The sequence below is a fragment of the Winogradskya humida genome (assembly GCF_016862215.1).
Taxonomy (GTDB): Bacteria; Actinomycetota; Actinomycetes; order Mycobacteriales; family Micromonosporaceae; genus Actinoplanes; species Actinoplanes humidus.
This window is the reverse complement of record NZ_BOMN01000057.1, coordinates 213738-226856: the sequence shown is the minus strand read 5'-3', so window position 1 is coordinate 226856 and position 13119 is coordinate 213738. Positions and strand designations below refer to the sequence as shown.

The window sequence follows — 13119 nt, the reverse complement described above, 5'->3', positions numbered from 1 at the left end:
GGCCGGCCGCCCGGGCTCATGACCGATTGACCGGGCGGCGCAGCGTCACCGAGGTGCCGCTCTCCGAACGAACCACCGACAGCTCCGACAACGCGCCGATCAGCGCCAGGCCACGGCCGCGGAAGCCGGGCCCGGTCGCCGGTCGCCAGCTCCCGGTGTCACGCACCGTCGCCACCACTGCGTCATCGACCAGGGACACCTCCACCGTGATCACCGGCTCGGCCGGCTCGATCGGGTGCTCGATCGCGTTCGCCGCGGCCTCCGACACCGCCACCGTGAGGTCGAAGATGTCGTTCTCCGGCACGTCGTTGGCGGTGAGGAAATCCTCCAGCCGCTTGCGCAGCACGCTGAGCCGGGTCGGATCGGCGGGCAGCCGCAGCACGAACTCACGCGGCTCGGTGGCCTGCACGGCCAGCAGCGCGATGTCGTCGCGGCGGGGGCGCGCGGCGGCCTTCGCCAGCAGGTTGTCCAAGAGATCCTCGACATGGTCGGCGGGCTTGGCGAGATCGGCACGGACCTCGGCGAGTCCGGTATCAATGCCTTGGCGCCGATCCTCCACCAAGCCATCGGTGTAGAGCAACAGTCTTTGGCCCGGCGCGAGCGTGGCCTGCCTGGTCGGGTACTGCGAGCTGCCCAGCGCTCCGATGGGCGGACCGAGCGCGGCGGTGTAGAGGAACACGCCCTCCTCACCCGGCGTCGCGATCACCGGTGACGGGTGCCCCGCGGAGGAGTAGTGCAATTCCTGCGTACGCGGATCAAAACGCACGCAGACCACCGTGGCGAACTGCCGCCGGCCCAGGTTGTCCACCAGCCGGTTGAGGCGGCTCAGGGCCTCACCACAGTCAAAACCCTCGAGGATGTACGCCCGGAGCGCATTACGCAGCTGCCCCATCATCGCCGCGGCCTGCACTCCCTTGCCCACGACATCCCCGATGACCAGGAACAGCTGCCCGCCCGGGGCGAGGATGACGTCGTACCAGTCACCGCCCACCTCGGCCTCGGTGCTGCCCGGCAGATAGCGACTGGCCACGATCGCGCCCGGGACCCGCGGCAGCGACTGCGGCAGGAGGCTGTGCTGCAGCGTGCTCGCGATCCGGTGCTCGGCCTCGTAGAGCCGGGCGTTCTCCAGCCGCAACCCGATCAGCCGGGCCAGCTGGGTGAGCAGCACCGGTTCGGCCGGTCCGTCCTCGCCGGACCAGACGCTGAGCTCACCGAGCGTCGCACCGGAGGTGTCGGGCAGCGCCAGCACCGTGTCGGGCGTGGCCGCGTCGGGCGCGCCACCGTCCACCTCGGCGCGGGCCCCCGGCGTGGTCACCACGACCCGGCCGGCGGAGGTCATCGCCCGCACGTGCCGCGCCGCGACGTCGAGCACCTCCGCCGTGGTCCGGACGGTGTTGACGGCCGCGGCCGCGTCGACCAGGCCACGCAGCCGGCTGATGATCTGGCGCCGGAGCAGCCCCAGCTCCAGGTTGGCGCGGACGCGGGCGGTCAGGTCGCGCGCCGAGAACGGCTTGACCAGGTAGTCGTCGGCACCGGCGTCGAGGCCCTCGACCGAGGACTCCTCACCCGCGCGGGCGGAGAGGACGAGGATCGGGAGGTCACGCGTACGCTCATCGGCCCGCAACGCCTTGATCAGCGCGAACCCGTCCAGCCCCGGCATCATGACATCGGTAAGGACCAGGTCGAACTGCTCCTCGCGAGCCAGCCTGAGCGCCTCCTGTCCGTCGTTGACCGCCGTGACGTCCCAGTACGGCTGCAGCAGCCGCACCACATGGTCACGCAGATCGGCGTTGTCATCGGCGACGAGCACCCGCCCGCGACGCGCGTCCTGCACCGCACCGGGGACCGCCGGCACCGGAGGCTCGGGCACGACCTCTCCCGACCACCAGTGCGCCTCCTCGACATAGAGCCGGCCGTGATCGTCCGGAGTGGCGGCGCCCGCCCGCTCGACGATCCGGTCGGCCGGCAGATGCGCCGCGCCGAGCGGGACGCTGACCCGGAACGTGCTGCCCACCCCCGGCTCGCTCTGCGCGGACGCCGTGCCGGCATGCAGCTCGGCCAGCTCACGGACCAGGGCGAGGCCGATACCCGTACCCTCATGACTGCGTGACCAGGCACCGGTGACCCGGTGGAAACGGTCGAAGAGCAACGCCTGATCGTCCGCGCTCACCCCGACGCCGGTGTCGGTGACCTCGAGCAACGCGGAGCCGTCCCGCTCGCTCAGCCGGACCGTGATCCCCCCGGAGCGGGTGAACTTCACCGCGTTCGAGAGCAGGTTGAAGACGATCTTCTCCCACATCTCGCGGTCGACGTGCACGGGCGCCGGCAGCGGCGGGCACCGCACGTCGAGCGTCAACCCGGCCCGCTCGGCGGTGGCGCGGAAGGCGCTGGCCAGCCGCGCGGTGTAATCGGCCAGATCGGTCGGCTGATACGCGGCCCGCATCCGCCCGGACTCGAGCCGGGAGAAGTCCAGGACGGTGTTGACGAGCTTCAACAGGCGCTGACCGTTGCGCCGCATCGGCTCCAGCCGCTCACGCTGCCCGGGGTCGAGGCCGGGCATCGCGAGCAGATCCTCCAGCGGACCCAGGATCAAGGTCAGCGGGGTCCGGAACTCGTGACTGACATTCGAGAAGAAACCGGTCTTGGCCGCGTCGAGGGCCGCCAGCTCCGCGGCACGCCGGCGCTCCTGCTCGTACGCCCGCAGGTTCGCCACCACCCGCGAGATCTGCGCCGTGGCCAGCAGAAGGAAGTCCCGGTAGCCGTCGTCCATCGCCAGGAAGCGGCTCACCCCGACGACCAGCGCGCCGATGTTGCTGGTGCCGATGCCGACCGGGAGCACCAAGGCCTGGTCAGCGGCGCTCACCGGCGGGGGATGGGCGACGTCTTCCACGCGTACGGTGCCGGCGTTGTCGGTCTTGATCGCGGTCTCCACCGCCTGCAGTGCCGCACCCCGCAGAGGCCAGATCGCAGCCGGCGGCACGCCGTAGGAACCGGACAGTGCCAGTCCCCCGGTGCCGGGATCATCCAGATAGAGCGCCGCGAACGGCACATCCGCGTCGTTCTCCCCGAGAATCCGGGTGGCCTGCGCACCGAGCGCGGCCTGATCGGGTGAATCCGCCAGCCCCGACCCGAGCCGGCTGAGCGCCCGCACCCGGCGGCCACCGAGCACCCGCTGCGTGGTGTCACTGACAATGCAGAAAACGCCGCCTACGGTGCCATCCGCACGCCGGATCGGGTCGTACGAAACGTCGAAATAGGTCTCTTCGAGAAAGCCGCGCCGTTCCAGCATGAACGGGTGATTGGAGGCCCAGAAAGCCTCGTCCGCCGCCACAACTCCGTCGAACAGAGCCAGAAGCACATCCCACGCCTCCGACCACATCTCCCGGCCCGGACGGCCGAGATGATCGGGATGCTTACTGCCCATAGCCGGGATGTACGCGTCGTTGTAGAGGCCGCAGTATTCAGGCCCCCAGAAAATGACGATCGGAGCCTTGGACGCGAGCATTCGCGCCACAGCATTGACAAGCTCGGCCGGCCAGGACGCGGGCACCCCCAACGGAGTCGCCGCCCAGTCCAGCCCGAGCATCCGGCGACCCATCTCGCCGCCCCGCTCGAACGCCGCCCGGAGCTGCACACCAACCGGCAGGGCGCTGGCCATCCATCCTCCGTACCGTCAACTGTCCGCAACAGAACCTGCACGGTAACCGTAGCTATCGTTGCGCGCGTGACAACCTCGGCCCTCGACCGTGCCCTGACCGAATCGTCCCTGCGGCCACTGCCCGCCGCGGCGACCGAGTTGCTGCTGATCACGAACGCTCAGCCGCGGCTGGCCGCCCACCTGCGGGCCGTCCACGACGTCGCGTGGACGCTGACCGACCGGCTCGGGCGCGGCCGTCCCGACCTTGAATTCGACACGACGGCGGTGCTGTTCGGCGCTGCCACCCACGACATCGGCAAGACGATCCACGGTTCCGAGCTCTCGCAGCCGGGCCGTCTGCATGAGGACGCCGGGCGGGAGTTGCTTCTCTCGTACGGGGTGCCGTGGCATCTCGCGCGCTTCGCCGGCACCCACGGATCGTCGTGGCATCCGGACAGCACCGGCGCGGATCTCGAGGATCTCCTGGTCAGCCTTGCCGACCAGGTCTGGAAAGGCGCCCGGGTCCCTGAGCTGGAGGAACGCGTGGGGTCGCATCTCGGCGCGGCGCCGTGGGAGGCGTTCATGATCCTCGACGACCTGATTCAGGACGTGGCAGCCGGTGCCGACACACGGTTGGCCTTCCAGTCGGCCTTCCCGGTCTCCTAGACCACCATTTTTGTACGCATTGCGGCCTCGGTCAGCGCTGCAAACGCCCTGAGGTCGCCGGTGCGTTCGGGGTGCCACTGAACGCCGAGCTGGAAGACCGGCCCGGTGCCCTCGATGATCTCCACGATCCGGTCGTCGGGACACCACCCGGTGATCGTGAACTTGCCCGGATCATCGATTGCCTGATGATGGAACGAGTTGACGGTGAGCCGCTCGCCCAGCAGCGAGAACGCCGCCGAACCCTCCCGGACCACCACATCGTGTCGCCCGAAAGAGGACGCATCCGCGGCCAGCGGGTCGGTGCCCGGAGCCGCCCGGTGCCGTTCATGGCCGACCAGGTCAGGCAGATGCTGGTGCAGGGAACCGCCCGTGGCCACCGCCATCACCTGCATGCCCCGGCACACCCCGAGCAGCGGCAACCCGGAATCCAGCGCGGCCCGCATCAACATCAGCTCGGACGTGTCCCGCACGTTGTCAGCCTCCGTCGCCGGATGCTGCTCGGCACCGTACAGCGCCGGATCGACGTCCCCACCACCGCAGAACACGATGCCGTCCAGCGACTCCAGCACGTCGGTGCCCGGATCGTCAGGCGTGATCAGCACCGCACGCCCACCCGTGGCATGAACTGCCTTGACGTAGGACATCGGCAACATCCCCGCCAGCAGATCAGTACCGCCATACTGGACATTCTGGGCGTACGAGGTCAATCCAATCAATGGCCTGCGCATGCGGTGCCATCCTCCCCTTCGCGCCTTACCGGCGTCCGCTCGCCGCTTCCACGAACGCGCCGAAAATACGTTTGTCTCTGACAACCTCAGGGTGCCACTGCACGCCAAGCACAAACCTCTTCCCCGGGTCTTCCACCGCTTCGATGAGCCCATCCCCCGCCCGGGCAGCAACGGTCAGAGAACCGGCATCAGCCACACCCTGATGGTGGTAACAATGCACACCCCGGTCATCCCCCATCAGCCCGGAAAGCCGACTCCCAGCCACAAAACTCACATCCTGCCGCCCGTACGTCGCCGGCGCCGGCTGATGCCGCTCATGCCCCAGAACATCGGGAAGATGCTGGTGAAGGGCACCCCCGGCCGCAACGGCGAGCAGTTGGATCCCCCGGCAGACCCCAAGAACGGGCAGGTCAATCGCGAGCGCCGCCCTCGCGAGCATCAGCTCCCCGGAATCGCGCTCCGGCCTGGTCACCGTCCGCGGGCCGGCCTCCGCCCCATAAAGCTCAGGCCCGACATCCGCACCCCCGGAAAGCAACAACCCGTCGAGTACGCCCACCACATCCGCATCCAGGTCATCTGGCGGAAGCAGCACCGCCCGCCCACCGGCCGCATTCACCGCCGCAACATAGTCCTGCGGAATCAGAGCCGTAGGCAGATCCGTCCAGACCCCCCACGTCGCCGACTCCACATAGGTGGTGATGCCAATGACAGGACGCATCACCCCAACCTAATCAACCCAGCCCCGAGATCAACCCACATCCCACCCCCGAGCCCCCAACACCCCCGGACACCAGCCCGGCAAGTCATTCCTCATCGAGCTGCCGGGCGCCACTCCGGCGCGCCCCCTGGGCCTCCCCTGGGCCTCCTTCGGACCTCCCCTGGGCCTCCGCTGGGCCGGATGCCGGCCGGACACGGACACGCGGCGCCGAGGGCTCCGCGCGCCGCGAGTCATCCGGGGCAGGTGACTCGATCTCCCAAGCTTCAGCGCGCCCTGCTCGGTAACACCCCGTGTCTTCCACCTGGTGAACCGATCATCGACGATCTGCCCGAGCGAGAATCCCGCCGAATATTGCGTTGATTCCCCGTAAGCCACAACTTATGGCGGTACCGACTATCAAGCACGGTGCAATCATTGTTCAGCGCGTGACATATATCTTCTGGCCCAGGTGACGAAGCGTGACGATCACACTTGCCGGATACGGCACAAACCGATGATCACATCGGCGGCGCTGCCATCGGTCAGATCTCGCCCGGTAGTCCGGCGACAGCCATCCAGGTCCAGCTCACGAACCAGTCCACCAAGACCGCTCCCGGCCCACAGTCCCAGCCCACGCCCGGCCCGCAGTCCCAGCTGACGCAGGATCGCGGTCCGACGATCCCTGCCGTCCAGACCCGACCCAGCCGCTCGCCCTCAGCCAGACCCGACCCGCGATCCCCCTAGGCCGCCGGACAGAGAGCCGACCGGGCCGACGCCTGACGCACAACCCCCGACGCGCAACCCCCAACGCCCGACCTCCGATGCCTGACGCGCAGCACCCGACACGCAACGCCCAACCTCCGACGCTTGACGCGCAGCACCCGACACCCGACACCCGACACCCGACGCCCGACGCCCGACGCCCGACACCCGACACCCGACACCCGACACCCGACACCCGACGCGCAACGCCCGACACCCGACGTGCGACGCGCAACGCGCAACGCCCGACGCGCAACGCCCGACACCCGACGTGCGACGCGCGACGCGCGACGCCCGACGCGCAACGCCCGACACCCGACGTGCGACGCGGGGCCGTGCCGCGCGGAGGGCGATGGAAGTTGGCCGGGCCTGACCCGCAACGCCCCGAGCCGGACAGGAAGTCAACAGGGCCTGACCCGCGAAGCCCCAGGCTGGGCGAGGGAGTGGGCCGGGCACGGGCGCGCGGCGCCGCCTCGCTGGGCTGACGCCGCGCCCGGGCCCGTCCGACCCACCGGCACAGCGATCAAAGCGTGCACCGGCGGGGATTCGACCCCTGCACTCCCCGGTAAGGGAGCGTGCAGATCCGGTGCCCGCCGTTTGAACGCTCTAAACAAAGAAGCAAAAAGTTCCTACCGTTCCCGCTCAGCGCGGGCGCGAGAGGTCCGCCACCCTTCCACTAGCCGCGTGCCCGGGCAGGCCCACATCGGACTCAGAGGGGCGTCACATAGGCGCCCGTAATTCCGCCGTCGACCACGAATTGCGAGGCCGTCATAAAGGAGGCATCGTCGCTGGCGAGGAAGGCCACCGCGGCGGCGATCTCGTCGGGCTCCGCGAATCGGCCCATCGGGACGTGCACGAGGCGGCGTGCGGCGCGTTCCGGGTCGCTGGCGAAGAGCTCCATCAGCAGGGGTGTGGCGACCGGTCCGGGGCAGAGCGCGTTGATCCGGATGCCTTCGCGGGCGAACTGGACGCCCAGCTCACGGGTCATCGCGAGCACTCCGCCCTTGCTGGCCGTGTAGGCGATCTGCGAGGTTGCCGCGCCGAGCAGTGCCACGAACGAGGCCGTGTTGATGATCGAGCCCTTGCCCTGGCGCTGCATGTGCGGGATCGCGTATTTGCAGCAGAAGAAGACGCTCGTGGTGTTGACCCGGATGACCCGTTCCCAGGCGTCGATTCCGGTGACCAGGATCGAGTCGTCGTCGGGCGGTGAGATGCCCGCGTTGTTGAACGCGATGTCGACCCTTCCGTGCCGTTCCGCGACGCCGTCGAAAAGTGCGCGCACCGACTCTTCGTCACTGACATCACACGCCACGAATTCGCCGCCGACCTCATCGGCGGCGGCCTTGCCGGCGTCCTCGGAGATGTCCACGCAAACGACCTTGGCGCCCTCGGCCGCGAACCGGCGGGCGGTGGCCAGCCCGATGCCGCTGCCGGCCCCGGTGATGACGGCAACGCGATCCTGCAAACGCTCCACAGCCGACCCTCTCAGCTTTCCGTCGAGATGAACACGTTCTTGACATCGGTGAACCCGAGCACCGCGTCGGGTCCGAGCTCGCGCCCGAACCCGGACTGCTTCATGCCACCGAACGGCGTCCAGTAGCGCACCGATGAGTGCGAGTTGACACTGAGGTTGCCGGTGTCGACGCCACGCGACACGCGCAGCGCCCGGCCCAGGTCCCGGGTCCAGATGGAGCCGGAGAGCCCGTACTCGGTGTCGTTGGCCAGCGCGATCGCCTCGGCCTCGTCGTGGAAGGGCAGCACCGAGATGACCGGCCCGAAAACTTCCTCGCGCCAGTGCCGGTCGTTCGCCGACTGCGCGAGCAGCACCGTCGGCGGGAACCACCATCCGTCGCCATCGGGCGCGGTTCCGGTGAAGGCCACCTCACCTTCGGCGGTGTACGACGCGACCTTCTCGCGGTGGGCGGCGGAGATCAGCGGCCCCATCTCGGCGGTATCGAGCTGCGGATCCTCCACTCGGTACGCCTTGACGGCGGGCTCGAGCAACGAGAGGAACCGGTCGTACACGGAATCCTGGACCAGCAGCCGCGACCGCGCGCAGCAGTCCTGCCCCGCGTTGTCGAAGACGCCGCCGGGGGCGCTCGCCGCGGCTTTCTCGAGATCGGAGTCGGCGAAGACGATGTTCGCGTTCTTGCCGCCGAGCTCGAGTGTCACGCGTTTCACCTGGTCGGCACAGCCCGCCATGATGGATTTCCCGACCCGGGTGGAGCCGGTGAAGCACACCTTGCGCACAGCGGGATGTGTGACGAACCGCTGCCCCACCACGTCCCCGCGCCCCGGCAGGACGGTGAATACGCCTTCCGGGAGCCCGGCTTCCAGGGCCAGCTCCGCGAGCCGGAGGGCGGTCAGCGGCGTCAGCTCAGCAGGCTTGAGCACGACCGTGTTACCGGCTGCCAGGGCGGGCGCGAACCCCCACCCGGCAATCGGCATCGGGAAATTCCACGGCACGATGATCCCGACGACACCGAGTGGCTCATGGAAGGTCATGTCGATGCCGCCGGCCACCGGGATCTGCCGCCCGGTCAGCCGCTCCGGAGCCGCCGCGTAATACTCGAGCACGTCGCGGACGTTGCCCGCCTCCCAGCGAGCGTTTCCGATCGTGTGCCCCGAGTTGCGAACCTCGAGCTGAGCGAGCTCCTCGGCACGAGCGTCGACGGCATCGGCGAAGCGGCGCAACAACCGGGCGCGATCCCCCGGCGCCACCTGCCGCCACGATTCAAAGGCCCGCTGCGCCCGCTCGATCGCGGCGTCAGTCTCGGCAACCCCATTCATGGGTACGCCCTGCAGCACCGTCCCGGTAGCCGGATTGATCAGGTCAAGACTGTCCACGCCCCACCTCCCCGAAGATCATCACACGCCCACGCCGTCCACGACCCCCACCGGCCCCGGCTCCACCACATCGCCCCGCCGACGCCGGCCACGCCCCGCCTAGCCCCGAGACCGCGCAAGTTCCCGAAAGCCGCCCCTCGCGGGCCAGCAGTCGCCGCTTGCGAGCCGGAAGCAGCCGCCCGCGGCCCGGCAGTCGCTTGCGGGCCGGCAGTCGCTTGCAGGCCGGCAGTCGCCCACGGCCCGGCAGTCACTTGCAGGCCGGCACTCGCTTGCGGGCCGCCAGCCGACGCCCGCGGACCGCCAGCCGCCGCCCTCGAGCCGGAAGCCGCCGCGATCACAGCCGCTCGAATCCGCGACGCAGCTCCCAGTCGGTGACCGCCGCGTCGAAGGCCGTGAGCTCGATCTTGGCCATGTTGGCGTAGTGCGCGACCACGTCAGCACCGAAAGCCGCAGCGGCCACCGGGCCGAGCTCCCACAACTCCAGCGCGTCCCGCAACGTCGTCGGCACCCGGGGCGCCGAGCCGTCCTCATACGCGTTGCCTCTGAACTCGTCCTCCAGCGACAACTCTTTCTCGATGCCGTGCAGCGCCCCCGCGATCAGCGCGGAGATCGCGAGATAGGGGTTCACGTCGCCGCCCGGCACCCTGTTCTCGACGCGCATGCCCTGGCCGTGGCCCGCGATCCGCAGGGCGCAGGTGCGGTTGTCGACGCCCCAGCGCAGCGCCGTCGGGGCGAAGGAGCCGTGCTGATAGCGCTTGTAGGAGTTGATGTTCGGCGCGAAGAGGAGGCTGAACTCGCGCATCGTGGCGAGGAGGCCGGCGAGGACCTGCTCCCCGATCGGCGACAGGTGGGCCGGGCCGTCACCGAGCATCGCCGAGCGCCCGTCCGCGCCGCGCAGTGAGAAGTGGATGTGGCACGAATTGCCCTCACGCTCGTTGGGCTTGGCCATGAACGTGAGCGCCATGCCCTCCAAGGCGGCGATCTCCTTGGCGCCGTTCTTGTAGATGACGTGGTTGTCGGCGGCGGTCAGCGCGTCCGCGTACCGAAAGGCGATCTCGTGCTGGCCGAAGTTGCACTCGCCTTTTGCGCTCTCAGGCACGAGCCCTGCACCCGCCATGTCGTTGCGGATGCGGCGCAGCAGCGGCTCGACCCGGGCCGTCCCGAGCAGCGAATAATCCACGTTGTACTGATTGGCGGGGGTGAGGTCCCGGTAGTTCTTTGCCCACGCCTGCTCGTAGGTGTCCTTGACCAGCAGGAACTCGAGCTCGGTGCCCGCGAAGGCCGTGAGGTCGTGCTCGGCGAGCCGATCGAGCTGGCGGCGCAGGATCTGCCGCGGCGAGGCGTAGACGGCCTCGCCATCGGTGGTCTCGAGGTCGGCGAGGACCATCGCGGTGCCGGGCTGCCAGGGGACGCGGCGCAGGGTGGCGAAGTCGGGTTTCATGACGAAGTCGCCGTAGCCGCTGTTCCACGACGACATCGCGTATCCGTCGACGGTGTTCATGTCCACGTCGACGGCGAGCAGATAGTTGCAGCCCTCACTGCCGCCGGACACCACCTCATCCATGAAGTAGCGGCCGTGCAGGCGCTTGCCCTGCAACCGCCCCTGCATGTCGGTGAGCGCGAGCAGGACGGTGTCGATGCTGCCGTTGTCGACGGCGACGTCGAGGTCCTCGATTTCCATGATGCAGTCCTATCGCAGGGGGCCGACAGTTTTCGGGGGCCGGGCGCGAAGCCCGGCCCCCGCGAACAAAGATCACTCCGGCGGGGCAGGCAGCGTCGGCTCGCCGTGCGCGGCTTTTTCGATCAGGTTCTGCTTCGGACCCGTGAACCATTTGCGTGCGCTCGCGAACCACCAGATCGTCGCGGCACCGACCACCACCAGGACGGCGATGATCGTGTAGTTGAAGTTGCTCGCGGTGATCGGACCCGCGGTGGGCAGCACGAAGAGCACACAGATGATCACGACCCAGACGATCGCGATCCAGCCGACCGGTGCGCTCCACTTGCCGAGGTTCCACGGCCCGGGCTGAAAATCGGGACTCAGCCGGCGCAGCAGCACCGGACCGACGTACGCGATGTAGAGACCGATGACCGCAATTGACGTCGCGGCGAGGTACGCGGTCGTGTTCCACAGCGACGGCAGAACCAGGATCGTGCTGATAGTCACACAGAGCCAGATCGAGTTGGTGGGCGTACCCGTGCGGGGGTTGACCTTCTTCCAGAGCCGCGAGCCGGGCAACGCACCGTCACGCGAGAACGCGTACGCCATCCTGGAATTTGCCGTCACGGAGGCCATGCCGCAGAACCATTGCGCAACCATGCAGATGAGCAGCAGGAATGTCCCGAGATCGTGCCCCACCGCGTCGATGAAGATCTGCGCGGGCGGCAGCCCCAGATCGGTGGTCCGCTCGGCCTCGTAGTCCTGAATGGACCACGTGATGGCGACGAGCAGCACAAACCCGGCGATCACCGAGACCACTACGGAGAGCACGATTCCACGCGGTGCAGCCCGCGCCGCGTCATGCGTTTCTTCCGCGACATGCGCAGAAGCGTCATACCCGGTGTACGTGTACTGCGCCATCAACAATCCGACCAGCACCGCGTACGCGCCGGCCCCCGTGAACGAGAAGCCGGTCTGGTTCTGCACCTCGAAGAACACTTCCGAGATCGGCTTGTGGTTGTCCGGGACGACCGCCAGCACGACGACGATGACAGCGACACCGACGAGGTGCCACCACGCACTGACGTCGGAGAGCATCCGGACCAGACTCACGCCGAACGTGTTCAGCAGGCCGTGCGCGATGATGATGACCAGGAAGATCAGGAAGGTACGCCCGGTCGTCACCTCCATGTCGAAGGTCAGACTCAGGAACGCGGCTGTCGTGATCGCCGCACCGAAGTCGATCGCCGCGGTGACAGCGACCTCGCCGAGGAAGTTGAACCAGCCCACGAACCAGGCCCACGCCGCCTTGTTGCGTTTGGCGAGCGCGGCGGCCCACCAGTAGAGGGCCCCGGCGGTGGGATAGGCGGAGCAGACCTCCGCCATCGCGAGGGCGACAAAGGTGACCATGACACCGACGAAGAGCCAGCCCAGGGTGATGGCAACCGGCCCGCCGGCAGTCATGGCGATCCCGTACGACGTGATGGCGCCGGCCAGGATGGAAATGATGGAGAAGGAGACCGCGAAGTTCGAGAAGCCGGACAGTCGGCGATGCAGTTCCTGCTGGTAGCCGAGCTGGGCGAGGCGTTCTTCGTCGGTACTGGGGACAGGGTCAGCACTCATCAAAGGCTCCCTAGACCGAGGGGCAGCTGTGACCTGGGCCACCGCCGTTCGGTGATGATCTACCCGCAGTGTTACCAACGTCAATGCGCTGAGTTAATTGCGTTGCCGCCCGCCGGGCACACCCCCACACTCGTAGACATGTCAGGGCAATGGAAGACGTGGTGCGGCATATGCCGCACAGCGCCAGACGGACGCAGGCCGGCCGCAGCCGACCGCCGTCCAGCCCTGCCGGTGTTCTGACGCTGCTTCCGACAGCGCGCGAGCCCTCGGCAGGCATCGCGAACACCGCCGGAGCCTCTCCGGCTCCCCACCCGCGGCGGCGCGGGGCGTGGTCACCTCTCTCCGACGCAGCTTCCGGCTGTGCCACGCGCCCGCCCCGCGCCCCGCATCTCCACCTCAGCATCTCCACCTCAGGCAGGCTTCTTTACCGAAAAGTCCAAAAAATCTACAGCGGCGACTCTAGAAAATACGCCGTGACGGGCCTAACGTGATCTGGGTC

General features: G+C 68.5%; 8 protein-coding genes. 1 reads left to right on the top strand and 7 read right to left on the bottom strand.

The annotated features are described in order from the left end of the window. Positions 1-16 precede the first annotated feature (16 nt). Complete coding sequence (locus Ahu01nite_RS23065; protein ID WP_239159055.1) at positions 17-3658, bottom strand: SpoIIE family protein phosphatase; 3642 nt, start codon at positions 3656-3658, stop codon at positions 17-19. Between the two features lie 66 nt (positions 3659-3724). Here Ahu01nite_RS23065 and Ahu01nite_RS23060 point away from each other — a divergent pair, with 66 nt between their 5' ends. Beyond that, positions 3725-4303 (top strand): HD domain-containing protein, encoded by a 579-nt coding sequence (locus Ahu01nite_RS23060; RefSeq protein WP_203838660.1) that lies wholly within the window; start codon positions 3725-3727, stop codon positions 4301-4303. Here the strand turns inward: Ahu01nite_RS23060 and Ahu01nite_RS23055 are convergent. From Ahu01nite_RS23055 to Ahu01nite_RS23030, 6 genes are all read right to left on the bottom strand, one after another. Continuing rightward, positions 4300-5031, bottom strand: coding sequence for a gamma-glutamyl-gamma-aminobutyrate hydrolase family protein (locus Ahu01nite_RS23055; protein ID WP_203838659.1), 732 nt, complete (start codon positions 5029-5031; stop codon positions 4300-4302). The two genes, Ahu01nite_RS23060 and Ahu01nite_RS23055, sit on opposite strands and share 4 nt — an antisense overlap. A gap of 25 nt (positions 5032-5056) precedes the next feature. Beyond that, complete coding sequence (locus tag Ahu01nite_RS23050) at positions 5057-5749, bottom strand: gamma-glutamyl-gamma-aminobutyrate hydrolase family protein (protein WP_203838658.1); 693 nt, start codon at positions 5747-5749, stop codon at positions 5057-5059. Between the two features lie 1450 nt (positions 5750-7199). Further along, a complete protein-coding gene (locus tag Ahu01nite_RS23045; protein WP_203838657.1) occupies positions 7200-7964 on the bottom strand; it encodes a 3-oxoacyl-ACP reductase in 765 nt (254 codons plus the stop codon). Positions 7965-7975: 11 nt separating this feature from the next. Continuing rightward, entirely contained in the window at positions 7976-9337 is a 1362-nt protein-coding gene (locus tag Ahu01nite_RS23040; protein ID WP_203838656.1) for an aldehyde dehydrogenase family protein, read from the bottom strand. A gap of 334 nt (positions 9338-9671) precedes the next feature. Further along, positions 9672-11018, bottom strand: coding sequence for a glutamine synthetase family protein (locus Ahu01nite_RS23035; RefSeq protein WP_203838655.1), 1347 nt, complete (start codon positions 11016-11018; stop codon positions 9672-9674). Positions 11019-11090: 72 nt separating this feature from the next. Further along, complete coding sequence (locus tag Ahu01nite_RS23030; protein ID WP_203838654.1) at positions 11091-12620, bottom strand: amino acid permease; 1530 nt, start codon at positions 12618-12620, stop codon at positions 11091-11093. Positions 12621-13119 lie beyond the last annotated feature (499 nt).

Excerpts from the sequence above, each read along its gene's own strand:
- Ahu01nite_RS23065 (WP_239159055.1), bottom strand. The coding sequence starts at position 3,658 with ATGGCCAGCGCCCTGCCGGTTGGTGTGCAGCTCCGGGCGGCGTTCGAG.
- Ahu01nite_RS23030 (WP_203838654.1), bottom strand. The coding sequence starts at position 12,620 with ATGAGTGCTGACCCTGTCCCCAGTACCGACGAAGAACGCCTCGCCCAG.
- Ahu01nite_RS23050 (WP_203838658.1), bottom strand. The coding sequence starts at position 5,749 with ATGCGTCCTGTCATTGGCATCACCACCTATGTGGAGTCGGCGACGTGG.
- Ahu01nite_RS23035 (WP_203838655.1), bottom strand. The coding sequence starts at position 11,018 with ATGGAAATCGAGGACCTCGACGTCGCCGTCGACAACGGCAGCATCGAC.
- Ahu01nite_RS23055 (WP_203838659.1), bottom strand. The coding sequence starts at position 5,031 with ATGCGCAGGCCATTGATTGGATTGACCTCGTACGCCCAGAATGTCCAG.